We start from the raw sequence: 22,581 nt of genomic DNA, 5'->3' as shown, positions 1-22,581 counted from the left end.
CAGGGATATGTAATAAAAATGACCACAATTGAAGATACGGTATTGATGGAGCATCCATGGCGTCAGAGAGTTTTGGCGTTATTACCAGAAGCAAATATCGTTGCTCGGATCCCTGATGATTTTCCTGAATGGGAGTTTATTGATACAGAGATAGCTAAGCTTGGCTCGCTATCCCACGAGCAGGTGGATATTGCTGCACTCCAAAATGGATGTTTGCACTTATTAGAGTCCGAATGTAAAGACATGAGGATTATGGTTCATTTCCTGCGGACGTTACAGCATGGCGGAGAACCTTCAAATATTGCCCTGGCTTGTACTTTGCTCGTTGATTATGTCAGCCGCTTTGGCGCACAGGCGTGGCCTCATGATAGCAAGTTACGCCATCGACTATTACTACAGGTGATCAAGCGTTTTTCTGGCAGCGCTGGGCATTTCTGTCAACACGCTGATGCCCATTCTCGCGAACTGGTCCGCAATGGCTTGCTTCAACTGCAAAAGTTGTTTGAGTCGGTTGATCCTGCATTAGCAGGTGAGGTCACTCATCTTATTCCTCAGTTTGAACAGGTTGTGGCAGCGAAGGCCGATACGCCAATACCACAAGGCCAGATCAATAGTACCGCGCCTCAAACTGAGCAAAATGTTGTTTCATTGATGCCTAAAGTAGAGATTCAGCACGATTCCGATCGTGTATGGAAGCAAACGTTGTTGAAGGTCGCTGAGCTTCTCTGTGAAAGTCAGCCTGATGATCCCATCGGCTATAGCCTACGCCGCCATGCAATCTGGTACACCTTAAAGACCGCCCCGTTGTGCAAGGATGGGCGGACTACGCAGCTTGCGGCAGTCTCTCACGATCGTGTTGCCGACTACCGAACTGCGCTAGCGAATGCTGGAATACCCCTCTGGTAGCAGATAGAGACGAGTATCACGCTGGCTCCGTATTGGTTCGATGGACACTTTTTCTCTGCTCAAATTGCCCGTCAATTGGGGTATTCCGCGGTTGCTGAATCAATAAGGCAGTCCGCACAACGGCTACTCGAAAAAATACCCTCGCTGAATTCTATGACATTTAGTGATGGAACGCCGTTTATTGGCGATGACACGCGCCAATGGCTTGAGGAAAAGCAGAAGAATACGGATATTTCGACGGGGTCTTATGAAAGTGTTTGGGCGCAATATCGTGAACATGGCTTGAGTGCGGCCTTGAAGCAATTGGAAAACCAGCAATCGCGCGAACAGGAACCTCGTGAGCAGTTTTATAACCAACTGACAATTGCGCAACTTCTTATGGAAGCAGGGATGACGACATTATCCAACCAGCATTTTGAGAGTTTATGGCGTAATAGTCATGGTGTAACCCTTGCAGATTGGGAGCCTTCATTGCTCTCTCAATTAGAAGAACACGTAGCTGAACGTTCTGTTGTTACCACAGAGGAGTCAGTATCATGAATGTTCAGTCAATTATCTCTTCAATTTCCACATTTACCTCTAACTTGCTAACACCTGTACGTTATTTCCGTAATTTATTGCGCTTTCGGATCCCTTTTTCATTACCTCGTCCGACATTTTCATTAACGATCCTCTGGGTATTATGGGTTATTGGTCTATTCAGTATTTGGTGGTGGGGGCCCCGGTGGCATATCGGCGACCTATCCCCACTCAGTACACCAAGCCGCCAAGTCGTCGCGACATTAGGGATGTTGTTGCTCGCGCTGGTGGTTGTGATTGTTTATCTTTATTCGCAAATTTCCAAAACTGCAGCTATTCAGCAGCAGGATGAATCTGAACCCTACAAAAACAGTACGGAACAACAAGCCGGATATTTGCAAACATGGTTAGCACAGTACCAGCAGCGAAGCCATCGCCGAAATGCGATGTATGCACGGCCGTGGTATATCGTGATGGGGGAAAGTTTAAGCGGGAAAACGAGTCTGATTCAAAAATCTAATCAAATTATTCCCATTGGCACCGCTGATACACCAACTATTGCAAATAAAGAAGGCTCAGGCGTAAAAACATTACAACTTTGGTTAACACAGAAGGCTGTAATAATAGATCCTCCCGGTGAGTTTTTTGGCCAGAATAGTACTGAAGAAAAAAGTAATGAAATTTCTCGAGGTCATGCATTACGCCTAAATTTGCAAGATTGGTTAATGAAAGTGCGCCAGCGTCAGCCTCTTAATGGTGCGATTTTGACCATTAATATCCAAGAAATAATGGAAATGACGGCAGAAGGGCGACGTGAATGGTCCCAAAAATGGCAGGCCTATATTCTGGAAATGAGCGATCGTTTTGCTTGTCGTATACCGGTCTATTTAGTTTTCACTAAGTTAGATGTATTGACCGGCTTCGAGACAATCTATCCTATTCTTGACCGCTCACGGCTTGATGAAACATTAGGGATCACGTTTGCATTAGATGACGCTAATGAGGATGCCTGGCGACGGGAGCTAACCCAATTTTGGGGAGAATGGCAGGAAAACTTTAATAATTTGATGCCGGATCAAATGGTGCACCGCACGTCGCTCGATCTCCGTTCGGCATTATTTAATTTTGTGGGGCAAATTGCGGGTATTAAACTGGTTGTTGAAGAGCTGATTGCGGGATTAAAACGACATTATAATCGTGATCCCGGCCGGCAAATGCTGATTCGTGGCTGCTATTTCACCTCTAGCTTACAGCAAAATAGACGCAGCGATTTTTTCAGCGATGCGGTATGCCGTCACTATAAGCTCCACGTTAGTCATAAAAATGTGTGGGCAAATCAAGATAATCAGCGCAGCTATTTCATACCCCAGCTATTTAATCAGGTTCTTTTTTCTGAGCCTAATTTGGCGGGTGAAAATCATGAACATGTCAAAATTCGTCGTCATAACCTGACGCTTATTGCCGTGATTTCAGGTGGTTTTGCTCTGCTATTACTGAGTGGTTGGTATTATTATTATTTGAAAAACTACCATGCTGGTGAAGTTGCGCTTAATAAAGTGAGCGAATTTCAAAAGCTAGGTGAACCGGTGAGTAAACTACCATTGGGGGCTGATTGGCTGCCTCATATGGATCTTATTCGCGATGCGACGATGTCTTACGGTGACTATCGTGAGAAAAATCAGTTCATGTCAGATATGGGACTCTATCAAGGGGCCAAAATTGGTCAATTAGTCGAAAAAACCTATTTACGATTGCTTGAGTCGCGCTTCTTGCCAGTGCTGATGAAAGATCTCCAACAGCATCTTGATAACGCTCCGGCCAATAGCGAAGAGAAGCTCGCTCTATTGCGTATTATGCGCATGATTGATGACAAGAGCGGTCGTAATATTCCGCTAGTGGAAGATTATATGCGCGCTCGTTGGCAAACCGCATATACCGGACAACGTGATGTACAAGAGCGCTTGATGACGCATCTTGATTATGCGTTGCAACATACGGATTGGGCACTGGATCGTAGCCAATCAAATGCTGAAGCTATCAAAACGTATGAGCCATATGCATCTTCAATCCGCTCTGCTCAAATAGAATTAAGCAAATTACCCTTGTATCAGCGGGTTTACCAAAATCTCATTATTAAGGCGAAAACTCAGCTTCCTCAGGATATGGACTTGCGTACGGAGATTGGTGCTCAGTTTGATACGGTTTTCGTCGCTGACAATGAAGAACTCCTCAAATTGCCTCAGTTCTGGACGCGTTATGGCCTAAGCCGTTTCTTTGTAAAACAAACTGATAAGTTGGTTTCTATTACGGCACTTGATTCATGGGTGCTGGGTTTAACCGACAACGTCGATTATAGCGATGCGGATAAGGCCGAGATCGAACGTCAAATCACAGAACGCTATGTGGGAGATTACACCAGCACTTGGCGTAATGCGGTTAATAACCTGAGCATTAGGCCTTTTGATGATGTTGAGCAGGCTTCAGATGCGTTAGATGCGGTACTTAACAACGGCCAGCCTCTTTGGCGGACGCTTGTTTTACTTGGCGATAATACTCAGCCTCATTTAGTGGCTGCGCTAGCGAGCGAAGTCAAAACACCACCAGTCGTTGTAGCCAAAGGGCAAAAGGAAAACTCTGTGGCTAATAAGGTACTGAACTCAGCGCAAAAAGAATCGCTTAATCAACTCGATAATCAGCCAGAGTACCTGCTACTCAATCGTATTAGCCGTTCGTTCTCCGAGCAAAATGCGCTGGTTGAAAATGGTGACGATCAAAACGGCCAAGTCCAGCAGGCCTATAAAGCACTCAATGAAATGAGCAATGAGCTGCATCGAATCAGTAACGCCCCAGAACCGGGTAAAGCGGCGTTGCTTCTGGTACAGATGAGGTTGCAGCAGAATAACGCCGATGCTTTCTTTACCGCTCAACAGCTATCTAAAAATTTGTCAGATCCACTTGGGCGTTGGGTAGCGCAGCTGGCTGAAAACAGTTGGAATACGATAACGGCGCTGGCTTTAAAATCACTTGAGGCCGAATGGTCTAAAACCGTAGTCACGCCGTTTACCACTCAAATGGCCGATCGTTATCCGTTCGATCCTAAGGCAACCAAAGAAGTGGCGTTGAGCGATATGGAGCGTTTCTTTGCTCCAAATGGAACCTTAGATAGTTTCTATAAAAATAATCTCAAGGTCTTTATTGAAGATAGCGGTTCTTTGGATCGTGAAGGTAATAGCCTGATCCGCCCTGAAATATTAACGGCGCTGGAGCAGGGTGAAAAAATCCGCTCAACCTTCTTCTCAGCACAAAATGGCTTTGGTATTCAATTTGCCGTTGCTCCGGTCGATTTGAGTTCAAACAAACGTCGTGCGGTACTGAATTTGGATGGTCAATTACTAGACTACACCCAAGGAAATAGCCATACGGCACATTTGGTCTGGCCAAATACCATGCGAGCAGGAAATGAAAGTAAGTTAACGCTCGTTCCTGATATCAGTGGAGGATCCCCGCGCAGCGTTGGTTATGTTGGGCCATGGGCGATGTTCCGTTTATGGGATAAGGGTGAACTGACCAACGTGCAGGATAGCAGTTTTGATGTTCGTTTCTCTGTAGATAACGGAACGATGACCTACCGCGTATTTATGGATGCATCAAATAACCCGTTCGCTGGTGGCTTATTCAGTCAATTTACTCTGACTGACCAACTTTACTGATCAGGAGAATATCAGTGTCGTTGGTGATGTTCCGGCGGCACTGATGTTAGGCATATGGCTAATATTGATTATCAACAAGTAGCAACAGGAAAAGATCCGCGCGATTTTGATGAATTTGAGCGTATCCGAGGCGAAATTAATAAGATGACTCACCCTTTGCATCCTCCGGTTGATTGGAGTTTGGTGCAACGGCTTGGGGTTGCTCTATTTACTAAAAACGGCGTTGATTTACAAAGCGTGGTTTATTACTCGATGGCTCGAACTCGTTTAAATGGATGGAACGGGTTTGCCGAAGGCTGTGAGCTCATGGCGGTTCTTATTGTGTCGCAGTGGGAGACCTTCTGGCCAAGTACGGGCGCGATGAGAGCACGCAATGAGATGCTTGATTGGTTTGCCGCTCGAGTGGGCGCACTTGTACGACAACTCGTTCGTTCACCGGAAACGATGCAAGATGTATTTCGAGCCGAATATGCGCTAAAGCGCGTGAGCGATAAATTGCAACAACACAAAGAGATCAACGTTATGTTGATCAATAGCTTGCTTTACTTTTTACAAGAGTGCGTAAAAGAAAGCAAAGCGGCGGCGAGTACGTATGCGAGTGAGCCCCCCGTGGTATTGCCGCTGGTTTATCTGCCTCAGCAAGAAGCGCCAACGAACTCCTCTTTTTCCTCCGCCATACCGACAACGACAGATTCCCAACAAGTATTTACTTCAATTCATGCCCTGAAAACTAAAAAGCGTTTCCCATGGATCCCGGTGCTATCGGGCATGGTAGCAGGATGCGTGTTAACGCTTGGGGGCGTATTGGCCTATCACCTGTGGGAACCAGAAGCGCCAGTGGCACATTTTTTAGCGGCCGCACAGCCAGAGCCTGAGCTTATGCCGATCAATCAAGCGATGACTCACAACGCTGAATTGCAGCAACAAGAACAAAAGATTCTTCGCGTTTACCAGCAAAAATTACTGGATATTGCTCAAGCCTCTCCGATAAATGACTTACAGCGTGGGCAGGAAATAAGTCAATTGCTACAAAAAGTCTACCCACAAAATAGCGTTTCTACCCAATGGCGACAACAGTTAGAAAACCTATCGGCGGTAGCCAAAGATACAGGCTATTTATCTACCCAACAGGCAGTGCAAGCCTTACTGAATGAGCTCTTAGAATCAGAGAAACTACACCGCGGTTATATGACGATCTCTAGCCTTAAAACAGGGCTATACAACATTCAAAGTCAATTAAGCGCATCTCCACCGATGGCTTATTTGCTCACGCAAATAGAGCAGCAAAATCAGCAAGGCGTGAAACCTTCACCTGCCCAGTTGCACCAAATTGATGATCAACTAAAAGGGCTACAGGCACGTTATTTATTATTACAAGCAGCAAAAGAAAGAGAGTCTCAATAATAGAGTCTCAATAATAGAGTTTTGAGTGATGTTACACCGCGTATTTATTAACGAGGACGAGTTAATGAAAAAGAATGCATGGATAAAAATAGGTGCACTGAGTTTCGCTATTTTAATTAGCGCGAGCCAAGCGGAGAGCGGCACAACGCCCTCCGTGCAGGAACAAATGAGCGGATTGGCCGATTTAATCGGCAGTGCTGCTTACCTACGCGACCACTGCGGCGTGGCAGATATACCCGCTAATAAATCCCTGAGCATGATTGCTATTGTTACCGCCATGGATATGGGCTGGGATAGCCGCGAATACTACCCGAACGGTGAATCTACGGGGATGTATAACGCTAAGCTCGATCAGATGGGGCAAAAAGTTGAGCAAAGTATAACCGCGGATGGCACTGATGTTTCCAGCACCTGCCAATCGCTGGCCGCTAACCAGCACATCGCCGCATTTGTTGCTTTGGCTAAAGCCAGAGGCTAGGGGGCAATATGTCTGATAACACGGGATTACAGTTCACCTTTACCACTCAATCATTGCCTGAACACACATTTAACGTAGTCAGCTTTACCCTTGATGAAGGACTCTCACAGGTTTATTCGTTATTGGTTGAGCTTTCGAGTGTGCTACAGAAAATCAGTTTTGGCCGAGTACTCGATAATACCGCTGAGCTACAAATCTGGTACAACGGTGCGCTTCAGCGGCGAATAAATGGGGTGATTAGTCGCTTTTCCCACAGCGATGCGGGAAATGAACGCACGCGATATAGCGTCACATTACGACCCGCTATATGGACGCTGTCTTTAGAGCATTCGTCACGTATTTTTCAGCAGCAAACACCGCAACAGATTATTACTACATTGTTGCGCAAGGCTAATGTCATTCAGTTTAGTTTCCAACTGCGTTATGAACATCCAATGCGGGAATATTGCGTGCAGTACCGTGAATCAACGCTGGCATTTATTGAACGATTAGCCGCTGAAGAAGGTATTTCTTGGTATTTTCGTTTTGAAAATAATAAACAGGAAATCGTGTTTGTTGATGATTGTACCTTTTTACCAATGGGAGAAACGCTTCCCTATAATCCGCATCAGCGCGGATTGAATGAGGGCGCAAGTATTCAGCGTTTTAGCTATGAAGAAAACGTGCGTACAGCGCAGGTATTGCTTAAAGAGTACACCTTCAAAAATCCGGCATGGGAAATGCTTTATCAAGAGCATAGTCGGGGCGATCATCAGCGGAGTGAAGCGTTGCATTATGATTTTCCTGGGCGATATAAAACGGATTTTAATGGTCTGGCGTACACGGGATATCGTTTGGACGCACTGCGGCAGGACGCGATGCAAGCACGGGGGCGTTCAGATAGCCCTGCTTTGATGGCAGGTCAGTGCATTGCCATGACTTCTCATTCACATGAGCCATTCAACCAGAAGTGGCAAATTATTTCGCTCAAAACGGAAGGGCAGCAACCACAATCACAAAGGGAAGAAGCCGGTGCTACGGGGACTTTTCTGGAAAGCTACTTTTTGATGATCCCAGATGGTCAAACGTGGCGGCCTTTACCTAATGCGCGCCCGCGTGTTGATGGGCCACAGATGGCGGTAGTAGTTGGACCGGAAAATGAAGAAATTTACTGTGACGAAGTGGGGCGGGTCAAAGTTCAGTTTCCTTGGGATCTTGAAGGCAAAGGGAACGAAACCAGCTCTTGCTGGATCCGTGTCGCCCAAGGTTGGGCGGGCAGCCGCTATGGTGCTATGGCAGTGCCGCGTATTGGGCATGAGGTTATTGTCGATTTTTTAGAGGGTGACCCCGACCAACCGATTATTACTGGCCGTACTTATCACGTTGTTAATGTTCCTCCCCACGCATTGCCTATGCATAAAACGCGCACCGTGCTGCGCACCGATACCCACAAAGGGGCCGGTTATAACGAACTCTCATTTGAAGACGAGCAGGGGCAACAGCTTGTCTATCTGCATGCGCAAAAAGATCAGCAGACTGAAGTTAAAAACAACCAATACCTCGTAGTCGAGCAAGATCGCTCTAAAACGATCAAGCACGACCAGGTTGAGGAAATTGGCAACGATAAAACCAGCGATGTCACTCACGACCATATCGAACGCATCCATCACGATCAGATGATAAATGTGATGAATAACCAACAAATACAAATAGATAATCAGTATTTGTTTCATGTTCTTAATCAGCGTAAAGATAAAATGGGTGCGGATTTTTCCGAGGAGATTGCGGGAGATCACCATCACACGGTAGCGGGAACCTATGAGCTACTGGCCAATAAAAAGGTGCTGATCAACACCAACGATCTGGTATTGCAAGGGGCAAAAAGCGTGGTATTGCAAGGCCCTAGCGGCAAGATTGTCATCGATAGCTCAGGCATTTCGCTATCGTCGAATTTGGTCAATATCAAGGCCGTTACGCGTATTACCAGCGGTGGGAGCAGTTCGATGTCGGCCTTAAGTGCCACGGCAATGAATGGCGATCCCCTTTCAGAAATTTGTCCAATTTGTTTACAGTCATTGTGATAGGGAGAAAACAATGGGCGTACCCGTTGCATTACTTGGTCATCAACATGTTTGTCCGATTCCTTTTCATGTTGGTGGGCCAATCATACAAGGCGATCCGGCATTAACGGTTAACGGCATACCTGTTGCGCTGGTTGGCCACAAATGTGTCTGTGCTGTCGGCGGCCCCGACATTATCGCTACTGGCAGTCCGTTACTGACGGTAAATGGGATTGCAGTCGCTGTTATGGGGTCATCAACAAAGCACGGCGGAGTGATCGTCCAGGGCGATCCGGGTCTTATCATCGGCTAGGGACAGCGTGATGGAAAAGAAACACTGGTATTTGAATGCACAAGATCAAGAGAATCTTCAGAGTGGGCGCGAGCAAACGCTGATAGGGAATGCGTTGCGTACGGTGATGGCCATACAGGACCTTCCTCCTATATTGCTCGAAGAGGAAGGTGAAAGGCGGCTAGAAACCATTATTGCTTTGGCTCAACACTACAAGGTGATGGATGATTACCGGCTACCGATATGGATTGAAATATCGCATCGCGGCGGTGAATCATTTTGGCAACTTGCTGATGTGCGCGATGTACTACATACCGGGGAGATTGATAGCGTACGGCTAAATACGCTGCTGCAAATGGCGAAGTTAGAACAACGTAATACGGCTAAACAGACGTCAACCGTATTGGATGTAACTCACAGCGCTATCTATCGCTGGTGCGAGGCTGGGTTGCCGCTGTGGGCCATCATTGACGGCGCAGTAGATGCTGCACCTCAGGGTTTTGCTAGCGGTTTGGATGTTGCTCATTATTCGTTGTTCAATGCGGCAGACCGTTCTTTGGAAAGCCATGGTCCGTGGCTGATAGCCGCATGGGCCAAACCGCGCATGGTGCAATACCTGCTATCACGCCCAAATTACGCGATCAATACGTTATGGCTGGTCGCAGACGGTGATGCCAACGACCTTGTTACCCATCTGCAAGGTCTGCTTTATATCAAGCAACATGATGACCGGAATAGTCGGTTTCGTTTTCACGATCCACGCGTATTTTCTCATTGGCTTAATACACTCGATTCGCTCCGATTAACGGACTTCTTTGGCCCAATACAGCGCTGGATAAGCCCAGATCCTAATCCCTTATGGTCACATCAACGGCTCCAGCGTTACAGCTTGGTTGACGATGAACTGGAACATCAAATCTTTATGATGTATCCGCAAAATAAGGAGGTGACGGCATGAGCGATCATGAATGTCGTGGCGAATGCCAGTGCAAGAAAGTGGTTATTCCGGTGATTTTTGTGCCGGATATCTTAGGAACGCGTTTATCTAATGCCAGAAATCATAAAACGGTGTGGGATCCGATGGCGGGAATGGGCAGTTACCACACCCCACTGGGCACCGCTGCGATTGATTTAAGCGGGATGATCACCAAACAGACTGCGATGGCTAATGCCTCCCCTTTGGTTAAAAAACTGCTGGCGCTGCAGGAAAAATTGACGCAGTTACACGGCGCGCTGATGGCGCTGTATCAGATGAGCCAAAAAATCGCTAAGGCTCTCGGTCTTGATAGCCTTAGCAAGCGGCTTGAGGGAGCCAGCACCGATGCGGTGGGCGATACCAAAGAAACTACCAGTAAACTCAAGGCCCAACTTGCAGAAATAAAAGCCAAAATTGCCCACATCGAAAAAGAAATTACCCATGTCTTTGAGGCGATGGGGAAGGCTGAGGATATCTTGCGCATTGGGCGTAACGTGTGGGGGGCCATTTCGGTATTGGAATGGATGTTTCGTGATGCGAGCAAACGCAGGGAAATGCTGGTGGGAACGCAGATTGGCCGCGATGATAGCCTGCTTGAAATCAGCCAAGATGCAACCAAAGGCAGCGCAGATACCCTCTATTTCAGCACCATGACCTCGGTGCGGGTGCAGGATATTGATCAGCGCTTTAAACAGGGGTGGGGGGAAGTGTGCTGGCATCAATACGGTGAATTTTTGATGACGCTACAGCGCCATTTGGATGCGCGTTTTAATATCAAAGACGTTAGCGTTGCGGGGCAGAATTTGCCGGGCGATATCCCCCAGCCAGTAATGCCAACGGGAAAAGCGCTGAAAGACTTGTTGGCTGCCATTGAAGCGCTGTTTGATTTTAGCGATAAATCGGCATCCAAGCCTGCTGCAGCTACTGCCGCGCCTAAAACGGTTACCTCAGTGTCAACGCCAGCTCCGACGCCTCCGGCGGCTCCCTCCACCGATTCAAGTAAACAATCGCCACCGCCCTGGGGAGCGGATGCCAACTTTGCCAAGGTGATGGGAGGCTACGCGTTTCCCTTACACGTGGTGGGCTTTAACTGGATGCAGGGCTGTGCCGACGGTGCTCAGCGGCTCACGACCCGTATTGCACAGATTATGGCGATGTACAAAACCTCAGATGACGGCGGCGACGGTACATGGATGACCAAAAAGCCGGTTGAAAAGGTACTGATTATTTCGCATGGGGCGGGTGGGCAAGTGGTGCGGGCGATGCTTGCGGATTTATCACCGGAGACGTCGGGAGGGAGTGGTTCTGGCGAAAATTCTTCTCAGAAGGATTCAAACTCTAAGGAGAATTTTGATAATGCCGACAGTCAAAATCACCCGGCAGCAGCAGCCAGTGATAAAAGCACACCGCGTGGCAGTGCTGTTGTTATTAAAAAGGCTATCCCCTCCTTTGATAAATCTCAGTTAATTAAAGTAGTGCATGTTGGCCTGCCAATAGATGGTATGCCAGATATCTATTGCTGGTTCCGTGCGGGTATGCAAACGCCGGTATCGGTGGACTGGAGCAAGCACGATCAGGCTGCAAAAGATAAGGCGCTGGCCTATATCAGTAATCAGGTGCTCGGTGCCAATGCGGCAGAAATCACCATGGTACTGAGCTACAGCCAAAGCGCGCTGGAAGTGTTGCCCAATAATAGCTATGAGAAAGGATGGATTTGCTATCAGCCGCCGTCTATTTCATTGGTGGAGGGAGAAAAAGCCCCAGATCCGGTGGCGATGGTTGTGGATAGTGATACCTATGTGGAATACCAAAATGAAAGTCATTGGTATAAAGCAATTGATGGGAAGAAGCTTTGTGCTGAGTCTGATCGTTGCGATGATAATTTTCGGATTGTGTCTGGATATCTAAAAAATGCCTCATTATTTCATTCGACTTTGGGAGCTGGAGGGCTAGATAAAACTCAGCAATTGAGCGGCAAGAACAGTAAGCCTATGTCGCGAGATAAAGCGGTTTGGCAGGCACAGAGCGTGACTCCACTGGGAACACCGGATAGCTGGCAAAAGTTTGGTCAACGAGTGGCTAACGCCAGCGGCCTGCTCAACGGCATTGACTCGGTATTAGGTACCCATTTGTTTAGCTCACTGGCAGATAGCGGGCAGGGTACGCTGTATCTGACGGGGGCAACGACTAGTTTAACCGTGTTGCCAACCGAGTTTGTGCTGCAAAAAGGCAGCAGCGTTGGTGACGGCGAGCTTTCGCTGTCGGCGGCGAAAGGGGCTACGGAGGTCGAATGCAGTGAATATCACGATAGCCTGTATCAAGACGAAAAAATTCGTGCAGCGGTATATAAGGAGCTGCAAACCGCCAGTTGGGCCTATAACGCTGAAATTAGCGCGCCAAAAAATAAAAGGAATTAGCTATGCGGCATTTATCGTGGTTATTACTTGGCACTTTGGTGTTATCAACAGCCGGCTGTGGGCCACACTCTCTTCGTAAGGATACTGCTATGAATACTCAACTTCCCACGCAAAAACATTGCTTTGGCCTTTATGAAATTGAATTGCCTAATTTTATGTATATGAATAGCGGAAGCTATTCCTTTGAAAATTTTAGCATTGAAATTGTAAGGGCAGTCAGAACGGACTACCCAACTATTGAAAAGGATTGGGTTAATTATATTAACAACAAAGTTTCAACCGATGTGGCTATTTCTCCCGGAAGTCGAATAATTAATAAGGATATGAAGAATAATCCAAGGCTTATGCTAGAGTATATTGATACATCAAAGGAAGTATCTAAAAGATTAAACTCTATTTATATGTTTCACCCCTATTATTTAAAATCATTCGCTGAACGTAAGGAATGGATATTGGCCACGGGGAGGACAATCGAAATCTCTCGCCCGCAATCAGTCGATGGACTTGACCGGGAGTTAAAAGACAGAACTGATGCTCAAATGCGGGATATAAAAAAAATAGCCTACCATGCCTATCCTCACTACGAACAAGGCTACTGCCTTGATAATGAATATCAATATTATCCAGGGCGCTTAGAAAAAAGAGATAGCTACGGAATTACATGGAGCGGTACGACGGGAAGTAAAGATACTTCTAGCTATATAACTATTGACGTTCGGAGCTTAAATAAAGATGAACAGGAGTTTTTGGATAGTCGCACTTCCAAAGGCAAATTACTCAGAACCTTCTTCCCGAGTACCACGGTTGTTGTTGGGGGAATTAAAGGGGAACTCTATACCAGCCACGATAAACTCAACCCGACCGGGCGTGAATTCCAATGGCTGCCAAGCGGTACTGAACTGGGCAATCGCCTAAAACCGCTGATTATGATTGACGGTGAAATTGATACTCGCGATCTGCCCGTTGAATACCGCGACAAAATTAGCGGTGAGGAGCTTATCCTATGGATACTGGAAAGTATCAAAATGCGGGTGGGTGGTGACGAAGATATTCTATCTCATCGATAAATAGCCTGCTTTAAGCTAACGCCATTATTTATATGCATGGCGTTAGCGACTCAAACGTATATTTTTCCTTAATAGCTATATGACTAATGTATTTGTCGTGTTGTAAATATAAAATTGTATCGAGCAGTCTTCTTATAAAATCCATACAAACCGCCAGTTGGGCCTATAACGCTGAAATTAGCGCGCCAAAAAAATAAAAGGAATTAGCTATGCGGCATTTATCGTGGTTATTACTTAGCACTTTGGTGTTATCAACAACCGGCTGTGGGCCACACTCTCTTCGTAAGGATACTGCTATGAGTACTCAACTTCACACGCAAAAACACTGCTTTGGCCGTTATGAAATTGAATTACCTAACTTTATGTATATGAATAGTGGCGGTTATTCCTTTGACAGCTTTAGCATTGAAATTGTAAGGGCAGTCAGAGCTGATTATCCAAATATAGAAAAAGACTGGATTAATTATATTAATGAAAAAATATCTAAAGATAGTGAGTACAACAAGGGTAGTCGCATTGTGCACAAAAATATGGACTCTAATCCTAAGATAATATTGGAGTATTCAAATACAGAAAAGAATCCAGATATTGGGATGAGTTCTTTATATCGCTTTCATCCGTATTATTTAAAATCAGTCCCCGAGCGTAAACAATGGATATTAGTCACAGGAAGGTCGATAGAAATCCCTCGTCCACTATCAGCCGATAGACTAGATCAGGAGTTAAAAAACAAAACTGATGCTCAAATGCGGGATATAAAAAAAATAGCCTATCATGTTTATCCGCACTATGATCAAGGCTATTGCCTTGACAACGAGTACCAATATTACCCAGGGCGCCTTGAGAAGCAAGATAGTTATGGCATTACGTGGCGTGGCATCACAGGTGGGAAATATACCTCGAGCCGTATTACCATTGATGTGCGTAGTTTAAATAAAGATGAACAACCTTTTTTAGATAGTCGCATCTCCAAAGGCAAACTACTCAGAACCTTCTTCCCTAGTACCACGGTGGTTGTTGGTGGGATTAAAGGGGAACTCTATACCAGCTACGATAAACTCAACCCGACCGGGCGTGAATTCCAATGGCTGCCTAGCGGTACTGAACTGGGCAACCGCTTAAAACCGCTGATTATGATTGACGGGGAAATTGATACTCGGGATTTACCTCCTGAATACCGCGACAAAATTAGCGGTGAGGAGCTGATCCTGTGGATACTGGAAAGTATCAAAATGCGAGTGGGTGGTGACGAAGATATTCTGTCGCATCGATAATGACTAGCTAAGTAAAAAATAAATGCCGTGCGCTTCAACGCATGGCATTTATTTTGCTTGAAATAAAGGCTTCATAATTTATGAAGTTCAAATGTTTGTTACGTGGATGCAACCGCAGCAATGATCGACAGCGCTGTAGAGTCTTGTTTGCCACATAACCCACTAAACTCTAATTTTTAACGGTGAACATCACTATGAGCGGCTACAATGAAGTCTTAGCAAGAAACACGCAGAATGCACCAAGCGATATCGAACTCCATTCACAAACTGTCGCATTTTCTCATTATAATAATTTTTCAGTTCAGTTGCCTATTGATCCAAAATCAGGTGAATTGGTCGCAGGTGGTATAAAAGAGCAGGCCGGGCAGTGTTTTAACAATATTAAAGCCGTTGTAGAAAGCATCGAACATGTTATGAGTGATATTATTCGTATCACTATATTCGTTAAGAATATCAAAGATGCTGACGCCGTAGGTATAGTTTATAAATCATTCTTCCCAACCTATGTTCCCGCCCTAACGGTTGTTGCGGTTGATGCTTTGCCTATGGGGGCGTTAGTGCAAATTGAAGCACTTCTCTCAAACGGAGAGGGCACAATTCCAAACGCCCCACAAACTGGCGACCTGATAAAGCTTATAAATAACACGGTAAATGCGCCAGTGAGTTCTCTATCTTCACAAACAGTCGCTTTTTCTCATTATAATAATCTTTCGGCCCAATTACCTATTAATCCGATAACCGGCAGAGTGGTAGAGGGGGGGATTAAAGAGCAAACTAAGCAGTGTTTAAAGAATATTAAAGCTATTGTAGACAGTATTGACGTGTCCTTTGATGACATTGTGAAGATAAGTATTTTCCTGAGAAACCTTTCGGATCTTGAAGCCGTCAACGAAGTTTATGCTACATTTTTTCCCGACTCAGCGATTGCCCGAACCTTGGGCTATGTTCCAGCACGAGCGGTGATTGTTGCGTCAGGGTTACCTATGGGGGCTTTGGTGCAAATTGAAGCCGTGGTGTCACACGGCGACGGTACACCGCCGCAGGCCGTTGAAGATAGACATGGGCTCATTGTAGAACCACACAATACGGACAATGCGCCAAAATGCCCTCTGTCTACACAGACTGTCGCTTTTTCTCATTACAACCATTTGTCAGCTCAACTGCCTATTGATGCCAAATCCGGCAAATTAGTCGCCGGTGGTGTCAAAGAGCAGGCTGAGCAATGCCTTAAAAATATTAAGGCAATTATAGAGAGCATCGAGCACACGATGGGTGACGTTGTTAAAGTTAATATCGCCCTTAAACATATTGCAGATATTTCCGCAGTAGATAGCGTTTACACAACATTCTTCCCAAGTGGTACTCCTGCACGAAGAATTATTGGCGTATCTGCTTTACCTAAAGATGCGCTAATCCAGATAGAGGTTGTTGTCGCAAATGAGGAAGGAACGCCGCCGAAGGCATAAACTTTGACTTGTGATTTCTTCGCTAACTATGTTTATTCATCCGAATGACTGGTTTTATTGAGTGGTTCGAGATGTCGTCTCTTAATATCGTTATTTCAATCAAGCCTCGCTCTGCATAGGGCGAGCGCACGCAGTGCTCAAAAAATAAAATTCTTTGGTCGCGTAATTCCATCTATTGGCGGAAGGGCGTTTTATCTCCAGTGTATAAAAAACTTAGCACATGGTTTTTGTAGATTATTAATCTAATTATTAGGTTTTTCACAATTAAAACGCTCAAAATGGAAGTTTTTTTCTAGTTTACGAATAATGTTATTCATATTTTCTTACATTCATTTTAATGGTTGGAAACAAATTTCTCAGATAGGCAGATAGCATGCAGAAAGAAAAAGACGCACTTCCCTTTTTCTTTTAAGGAACATCCCTCTTAACTCAGTTCGGTTTATTTATAAGGATATTGCAATGCCTACTCCATGTTATATCTCCATCCAAGGTAAAACGCAGGGAAATATTACGTCTGGCGCATTCACTTCTGATTCTGTGGGTAACATTTACGTTCAGGGCCATGAAGACCAAATGCTAGTGCAGGAATTTGAACACATTGTGACTGTACCAACCGACCCACAGTCAGGTCAGCCTTCTGGCCAGCGTGTTCATAAGCCGTTTCGTTTCACCGTTGCGTTGAACAAAGCCGTGCCTTTGCTATATAACGCATTAGCTTCAGGCGAGATGTTGCCGAAAGTTGAGCTGAAATGGTATCGCACTTCCATTGAGGGTAAACAAGAGCATTTCTTCTCAACCATTTTGGATGATGCCACAATTGTTGATATTGATTGCCACATGCCACACTGCCAAGATGCCGTTAAAGCTGAATTCACTCAGTTAGTCAAAGTGTCTTTGGCATATCGTAAAATTACTTGGGAACATACCGTTTCCGGTACTTCTGGTGCCGATGACTGGCGTGCGCCAAGCGAGTCTTAATATTGGCTTAGCTTGTGTGTTAAGTGCAAAAAAATCAAAGCTACCGAAAGGTAGCTTTGTTATTTGGGCAATGAAGTTTAGTCTTGTAACCAACGCTCGATCTGGCTGACGATGCCTGCCGAATCAAGTTCGATTTCATGCAATGCTTCAGCCTGAGTACCCTGCGGGATAAATTTATCGGGTAAACCAAGGTTAAGTACAGGGACGACTTTACGCTTAGCCATCAGCAGTTCATTCACGCCGCTACCGGCACCGCCCATAATGGCATTTTCCTCTAGCGTCACTAGCACATCGTGCGTCGCGGCCAGTTCCAACACTAATGCTTCATCAAGTGGTTTAACAAAGCGCATGTCAGCGACGGTGGCATTTAGCTGTTCGGCGGCGATTAATGCATCTGGCATTAACGTGCCGAAGTTCAGTATGGCGACTTTCTCTCCCTGACGACGAACAATGCCTTTGCCAATTGGCAAACAGGCTAAAGGTTCTAACGCTGCCCCCGTGCCTGAACCTCGCGGATAACGTACAGCCGTTGGGCCTTCCTGATATTGATGCCCGGTGTGCAGCATCTGGCGGCATTCATTTTCATCACTTGGTGTCATGATGACCATGTTAGGGATACAGCGCAGGAATGAGATATCAAAGGCACCCTGATGCGTTTGCCCGTCGGCGCCTACGATACCGCTGCGATCGATAGCAAACATCACCGGAAGCTTTTGCAGCGCCACATCGTGAATGACTTGGTCATAGGCACGTTGCAGGAACGTGGAGTAAATGGCGACGACCGGTTTATAGCCACCGATGGCTAAGCCAGCGGCGAATGTGACGGCGTGCTGTTCGGCAATCGCAACGTCAAAATATTGCTGCGGGTATTCTTTCGAGAACCGCACCATGCCAGACCCTTCACGCATGGCGGGCGTGACAGCCATTAATTTGCTGTCGTCGAGCGCCGTTTCACACAGCCAGTCGCCAAATATTTTGGAGTAGGTTGGTAATCCACCTGAATTTTTTGGCAAGGTACCGCTGGCTGGATCGAATTTAGGTACCGCGTGCCAGCTGATAGGATCTTTTTCGGCAGGGGCGTAGCCTTTGCCTTTTTTGGTCATAATATGCAGCAGCTGTGGGCCTTTTAAATCACGCATGTTTTTTAGCGTGGCGGCCAAGCCTTGCACATCATGCCCATCAACGGGGCCAATGTAGTTAAAACCGAGTTCTTCGAACAAGGTGCCAGGGACAACCATGCCTTTAAGGTGCTCTTCGGTACGTTTTACCAGCTCTTTGATCGGTGGTAAGCCGGATAGCACTTTTTTCCCACCTTCACGCAGGCTGGAATAGAGTTTGCCGGAGAGCAATTGGGCCAAATGGTTATTCAACGCGCCCACATTTTCGGAGATCGACATTTCATTATCATTCAGAATAACGAGCATGTCCGCTTTGATATCGCCGGCGTGGTTCATGGCTTCAAAAGCCATGCCTGCTGTGATAGCACCATCGCCAATGACACAAACTGTGCGACGGTTTTTACCTTCCCGTTCGGCGGCAACGGCCATCCCCAATCCAGCACTGATGGATGTCGAAGAGTGGCCCACGCTGAGCACGTCGTACTCACTTTCATCGCGCCATGGGAACGGATGTAAACCGCCTTTTTGGCGGATGGTTGCAATGCGATCGCGGCGCCCAGTCAGGATTTTATGCGGATATGCCTGATGGCCGACATCCCAAATTAGTGAATCAAATGGGGTGTTATAGATATAGTGCAGCGCGACCGTCAGTTCTACGGTCCCTAGCCCTGAGGCAAAGTGCCCGCTAGAGCGGCTAACGCTATTGAGCAGATACTGACGAAGTTCGTCGCACAGCTTTGGCAGGCTTTCTTTCGGCAGTAGGCGAAGATCGTTAGGATCTTCAACCAGTGCGAGTGTCGGGTATTTGGCTATATCAAAACTCATTAGCGGCTCATGTCTGAATTACATTTTTCAATATATACCCGTCATACTTCAAGCTGCATGCGCGTTGTTAAGGTGTTGTTCACCTGCCGCCTGACTGCAACTCTGATTATTTCGGGTATAGACTCCAACCCATCAGCGTTTTAACGTGCACGAAGGGCGGTTTCTATTTTTATTGGTTTAATTATCGCGCTCAATGATGAAACTGGCTAAGGATTTTAACGCCAGAGTATCAATGCTGTGGTGTTGCTCAAGCTCTTCGAGAACATGTATTGCATCTTTATACAGATCGAGCGCTTTATTTTGGGCCTGTTCGAGGCCGAGCAATGCAGGGTAAGTGCTTTTTTCTAATTCTTGATCTGAGCCCTGAGGTTTGCCCGTTTTAGCGCTGTCACCGATAACATCTAAAATGTCGTCTTGTACTTGGAATGCAAGTCCGATGGCCTGAGCGTAACGGTCTAACAACGGCAGCGCAGCGCGTCCGGTATCGCCGGCGGCCAAGGCCCCCATACGAATAGCACAGCGGATCAATGCCCCGGTTTTGTGGCTATGAATTTGCTCAAGCGCCTGCAAATCAACGCGTTTACCTTCGGCCTCTAAATCTAACGCTTGGCCACCGCACATGCCTGCCACGCCGCTGGCCTGCGCCAGTTCGCTAAGCATCGCCAATCTATCGGTAACGGCAACCGCAGGCATTGGGCTATCGGCTAGAATCGAGAACGCCAGCGTTTGCAGCGCATCGCCGGCCAAAATCGCGTGGGCTTCACCAAATTTAATATGGCTGGTGGGCTGACCACGACGCAGATTATCGTCGTCCATAGCGGGTAAATCGTCATGCATCAGCGAATAGGCGTGAATGCATTCAACGGCCGCAGCGGGGGCATCCAGATTATCTAACGAAAGGCCGAACATTTCGCCGGTGGCATACACCAAGAAAGGGCGAAGACGTTTTCCGCCGAGCAGTGCACCATAGCGCATTGCTGCGACCAATTGCCCGTCAGAAAAGGGCAGTGGGTCAATATAGTGTATTAACGCGGCATCGGCGCGTTGATGATAGGTTTTGAGTAACTGTTCAAAAACAACCATGTTTTATTCTTGATCCGCGTTAAAAGGGGATAAAAGGGCGTCCTTATCGTCATTGAGTAGGATCTGTACGCGCTGTTCGGCCTGTTGCAGCGTCTGCTGCCCTTGACGTGCAAGCTGAACGCCACGTTCGAACTCATTGAGCGCGTCTTCTAATGGCAGTTCGCCAGATTCTAAATGAGTCACAATCTGTTCTAGTTCGCTCAGAGCTTGTTCAAAGCTAGGCGCGGCGGGTGCTTTTTTTGCCATAGTCTTCTTTTCTTCGCTGTTCTGTAATGTTGTTCTGCAATAAATAGCGGTTCTGCGATGGAGTGACAGAATTTTTTGCCACGTTACCGGAGTCTGTAGGACTTGGCAAATTACGGATTTTAAACTCGTGAGATGAGGTTCAGTGCGCCAGTGAGCAAGTTAGTGCTATACTGCGCGCCTTGTACATTGCGTCCTCAATTTCTTAGCATGCAGTGTAAGCCCTTTTAACGTAAATCACGACGAAATAGCCACTGCCATCATGAAGTTTATCATTAAATTATTCCCAGAAATTACTATCAAAAGCCAATCAGTGCGTTTGCGCTTTATTAAGATCCTTACCGGGAACATTCGCAACGTTCTGAAAAAACAAATTGATGAAGTGGCTATCGTACGCCATTGGGATCATATCGAAGTTCGCGCTAAAGATGAAAGCCGCACCGAACAGGTTCGTGATGCTTTAACACGAATCCCTGGGATCCATCACATTTTAGAAGTTGATGACTGCCCTTACACCGATATGCACAACATCTTTGAGCAAACGCTTGAAATGTATCGTGACAAGCTGGAAGGGAAAACCTTCTGCGTGCGTGTTAAGCGTCGTGGTAAGCATGATTTTACGTCGATTGAAGTTGAACGCTACGTGGGTGGTGGTCTAAATCAGCATATTGAAAGTGCTAAGGTAAAACTGTCCCATCCTCAGGTCACCGTTCATCTGGAAATTGAAGACGACCGCCTGCTGCTGATCAAAGGTCGCTACGAAGGCTTAGGTGGCTACCCAATCGGTACGCAGGAAGATGTGCTGTCGCTGATTTCCGGTGGCTTCGATTCCGGCGTTTCCAGCTATATGCTGATGCGCCGTGGCTGCCGTGTACATTACTGTTTCTTCAATCTGGGTGGTTCTGCGCATGAAATTGGCGTCAAACAAGTCGCTCATTATCTGTGGAACCGTTTTGGCAGCTCTCATCGTGTGCGTTTTGTGGCCATCGATTTTGCCCCTGTGGTGGGTGAAATTCTGGAGAAAATCGATGATGGCCAAATGGGCGTTATCCTCAAGCGCATGATGATGCGTGCGGCGTCGAAAGTTGCAGAACGTTATGGCGTTCAGGCTTTGGTTACCGGTGAAGCACTGGGACAAGTTTCAAGTCAAACGCTAACCAATTTGCGTTTGATTGACGGCGTAACCGACACGCTGATCCTGCGCCCGCTGATTTCGCACGATAAAGAACATATCATTGATATGGCTCGTGAAATTGGGACTGAAGATTTTGCCAAAACCATGCCTGAATTCTGCGGCGTGATTTCAAAAAGTCCAACCGTAAAAGCCGTGAAGTCCAAGATTGAAGCTGAAGAAGAAAACTTCGATTTCGACATTCTTGAACGTGTGGTGGCCGAAGCGCAAAACATGGATATCCGTGAAATCGCCCAGCAAACCAGCGAGCAGGTGGTCGAAGTTGAAACCGTTGATGCACTAAGCGGTGATGAAGTAGTTCTGGATATTCGCTCTAACGACGAACAAGAAGACAAACCGCTGAAGATTGAAGGGCTAGAAGTGAAAAGCCTACCATTCTACAAACTGGCTACTCAGTTTGGCGATCTCGATCAGAACCGCAACTATGTGTTGTACTGCGATCGTGGCGTGATGAGCCGCTTGCAGGCGCTGTATCTGAAAGAGCAGGGATATAACAACGTTAAGGTGTATCGCCCGTAATCTGCTAGCTTGCCATTTTGAACTCGGGCAGTGCTCGCAATCCTCACGTACTGAATGTACGCTCCGGTTGCTGTG

Annotated in this window: 15 protein-coding genes and 1 pseudogene; 13 read left to right on the top strand and 3 right to left on the bottom strand. The window is 46.6% G+C overall.

Annotation, left to right across the window (positions count from 1 at the left end; translation table 11 throughout):
• Positions 1-18 precede the first annotated feature (18 nt).
• From tssA to AB3Y96_RS16855, 12 genes and pseudogenes are all read left to right on the top strand, one after another.
• Positions 19-1,446, top strand: a pseudogene (gene tssA / locus AB3Y96_RS16910) (type VI secretion system protein TssA).
• Positions 1,443-5,135, top strand: a complete 3,693-nt coding sequence (gene tssM, locus AB3Y96_RS16905) for a type VI secretion system membrane subunit TssM (RefSeq protein WP_367299768.1) — start codon at positions 1,443-1,445, stop codon at positions 5,133-5,135. Before tssA ends, tssM begins: the two are co-directional and overlap by 4 nt.
• Before the next feature lie 54 nt (positions 5,136-5,189).
• A complete protein-coding gene (locus AB3Y96_RS16900; protein WP_367299767.1) occupies positions 5,190-6,539 on the top strand; it encodes a VasL domain-containing protein in 1,350 nt (449 codons plus the stop codon).
• Positions 6,540-6,603: 64 nt separating this feature from the next.
• Positions 6,604-7,017 (top strand): molecular chaperone, encoded by a 414-nt coding sequence (locus tag AB3Y96_RS16895; protein WP_367299766.1) that lies wholly within the window; start codon positions 6,604-6,606, stop codon positions 7,015-7,017.
• Positions 7,018-7,025: 8 nt separating this feature from the next.
• A complete protein-coding gene (locus AB3Y96_RS16890; RefSeq protein WP_367299765.1) occupies positions 7,026-9,077 on the top strand; it encodes a type VI secretion system Vgr family protein in 2,052 nt (683 codons plus the stop codon).
• A 13-nt stretch (positions 9,078-9,090) separates the two neighbouring features.
• Positions 9,091-9,369 carry a PAAR domain-containing protein gene (locus tag AB3Y96_RS16885; protein ID WP_367299764.1) on the top strand — a complete coding sequence of 93 codons (279 nt, stop codon included), beginning with the start codon at positions 9,091-9,093 and terminating at the stop codon, positions 9,367-9,369.
• A 10-nt stretch (positions 9,370-9,379) separates the two neighbouring features.
• A complete protein-coding gene (locus AB3Y96_RS16880; RefSeq protein WP_367299763.1) occupies positions 9,380-10,306 on the top strand; it encodes a DUF4123 domain-containing protein in 927 nt (308 codons plus the stop codon).
• Positions 10,303-12,741 carry a hypothetical protein gene (locus tag AB3Y96_RS16875; protein ID WP_367299762.1) on the top strand — a complete coding sequence of 813 codons (2,439 nt, stop codon included), beginning with the start codon at positions 10,303-10,305 and terminating at the stop codon, positions 12,739-12,741. The genes AB3Y96_RS16880 and AB3Y96_RS16875 overlap by 4 nt, the downstream gene beginning before the upstream one ends.
• An 89-nt stretch (positions 12,742-12,830) precedes the next feature.
• A complete protein-coding gene (locus tag AB3Y96_RS16870) occupies positions 12,831-13,808 on the top strand; it encodes a hypothetical protein (protein WP_367299761.1) in 978 nt (325 codons plus the stop codon).
• Between the two features lie 296 nt (positions 13,809-14,104).
• Positions 14,105-15,082: a hypothetical protein gene (locus AB3Y96_RS16865; protein WP_367299760.1), complete on the top strand. Its 978-nt coding sequence runs from the start codon at positions 14,105-14,107 to the stop codon at positions 15,080-15,082.
• A 194-nt stretch (positions 15,083-15,276) separates the two neighbouring features.
• Complete coding sequence (locus AB3Y96_RS16860; protein ID WP_367299759.1) at positions 15,277-16,548, top strand: RidA family protein; 1,272 nt, start codon at positions 15,277-15,279, stop codon at positions 16,546-16,548.
• Between the two features lie 459 nt (positions 16,549-17,007).
• Positions 17,008-17,526, top strand: coding sequence for an Hcp family type VI secretion system effector (locus tag AB3Y96_RS16855; RefSeq protein WP_072308548.1), 519 nt, complete (start codon positions 17,008-17,010; stop codon positions 17,524-17,526).
• Positions 17,527-17,603: 77 nt separating this feature from the next.
• On the opposite strand, the gene dxs is transcribed toward AB3Y96_RS16855, so the two are convergent.
• The 3 genes from dxs to xseB all read right to left on the bottom strand — a co-directional run bounded on the left by dxs (position 17,604) and on the right by xseB (position 20,798).
• The gene (dxs, locus tag AB3Y96_RS16850) at positions 17,604-19,469 is read right to left on the bottom strand and encodes a 1-deoxy-D-xylulose-5-phosphate synthase (RefSeq protein ID WP_367299758.1); all 1,866 of its coding nucleotides are present in this window, start codon (positions 19,467-19,469) and stop codon (positions 17,604-17,606) included.
• 177 nt (positions 19,470-19,646) lie between these two features.
• The gene (gene ispA / locus AB3Y96_RS16845) at positions 19,647-20,552 is read right to left on the bottom strand and encodes a (2E,6E)-farnesyl diphosphate synthase (RefSeq protein ID WP_072308550.1); all 906 of its coding nucleotides are present in this window, start codon (positions 20,550-20,552) and stop codon (positions 19,647-19,649) included.
• 3 nt (positions 20,553-20,555) lie between these two features.
• Positions 20,556-20,798 (bottom strand): exodeoxyribonuclease VII small subunit, encoded by a 243-nt coding sequence (xseB, locus tag AB3Y96_RS16840; protein WP_367299757.1) that lies wholly within the window; start codon positions 20,796-20,798, stop codon positions 20,556-20,558.
• Positions 20,799-21,057: 259 nt separating this feature from the next.
• On the opposite strand from xseB, the gene thiI reads away from it, so the two are divergent.
• Positions 21,058-22,506 carry a tRNA uracil 4-sulfurtransferase ThiI gene (thiI, locus tag AB3Y96_RS16835; RefSeq protein ID WP_367299756.1) on the top strand — a complete coding sequence of 483 codons (1,449 nt, stop codon included), beginning with the start codon at positions 21,058-21,060 and terminating at the stop codon, positions 22,504-22,506.
• Positions 22,507-22,581 lie beyond the last annotated feature (75 nt).

Origin of the sequence: Hafnia alvei (assembly GCF_964063325.1) — a bacterium.
Taxonomy (GTDB): Bacteria; Pseudomonadota; Gammaproteobacteria; order Enterobacterales; family Enterobacteriaceae; genus Hafnia; species Hafnia alvei_B.
This window is presented reverse-complemented; position numbering and strand designations above follow the sequence as displayed.

What these genes read in the sequence shown, in the direction of transcription:
- tssM (WP_367299768.1), top strand. Translation starts at nt 1,443, where the DNA reads ATGAATGTTCAGTCAATTATCTCTTCAATTTCCACATTTACCTCTAAC.
- AB3Y96_RS16900 (WP_367299767.1), top strand. Translation starts at nt 5,190, where the DNA reads ATGGCTAATATTGATTATCAACAAGTAGCAACAGGAAAAGATCCGCGC.
- AB3Y96_RS16895 (WP_367299766.1), top strand. Translation starts at nt 6,604, where the DNA reads ATGAAAAAGAATGCATGGATAAAAATAGGTGCACTGAGTTTCGCTATT.
- AB3Y96_RS16890 (WP_367299765.1), top strand. Translation starts at nt 7,026, where the DNA reads ATGTCTGATAACACGGGATTACAGTTCACCTTTACCACTCAATCATTG.
- AB3Y96_RS16885 (WP_367299764.1), top strand. Translation starts at nt 9,091, where the DNA reads ATGGGCGTACCCGTTGCATTACTTGGTCATCAACATGTTTGTCCGATT.
- AB3Y96_RS16880 (WP_367299763.1), top strand. Translation starts at nt 9,380, where the DNA reads ATGGAAAAGAAACACTGGTATTTGAATGCACAAGATCAAGAGAATCTT.
- AB3Y96_RS16875 (WP_367299762.1), top strand. Translation starts at nt 10,303, where the DNA reads ATGAGCGATCATGAATGTCGTGGCGAATGCCAGTGCAAGAAAGTGGTT.
- AB3Y96_RS16870 (WP_367299761.1), top strand. Translation starts at nt 12,831, where the DNA reads ATGAATACTCAACTTCCCACGCAAAAACATTGCTTTGGCCTTTATGAA.
- AB3Y96_RS16865 (WP_367299760.1), top strand. Translation starts at nt 14,105, where the DNA reads ATGAGTACTCAACTTCACACGCAAAAACACTGCTTTGGCCGTTATGAA.
- AB3Y96_RS16860 (WP_367299759.1), top strand. Translation starts at nt 15,277, where the DNA reads ATGAGCGGCTACAATGAAGTCTTAGCAAGAAACACGCAGAATGCACCA.
- AB3Y96_RS16855 (WP_072308548.1), top strand. Translation starts at nt 17,008, where the DNA reads ATGCCTACTCCATGTTATATCTCCATCCAAGGTAAAACGCAGGGAAAT.
- dxs (WP_367299758.1), bottom strand. Translation starts at nt 19,469, where the DNA reads ATGAGTTTTGATATAGCCAAATACCCGACACTCGCACTGGTTGAAGAT.
- ispA (WP_072308550.1), bottom strand. Translation starts at nt 20,552, where the DNA reads ATGGTTGTTTTTGAACAGTTACTCAAAACCTATCATCAACGCGCCGAT.
- xseB (WP_367299757.1), bottom strand. Translation starts at nt 20,798, where the DNA reads ATGGCAAAAAAAGCACCCGCCGCGCCTAGCTTTGAACAAGCTCTGAGC.
- thiI (WP_367299756.1), top strand. Translation starts at nt 21,058, where the DNA reads ATGAAGTTTATCATTAAATTATTCCCAGAAATTACTATCAAAAGCCAA.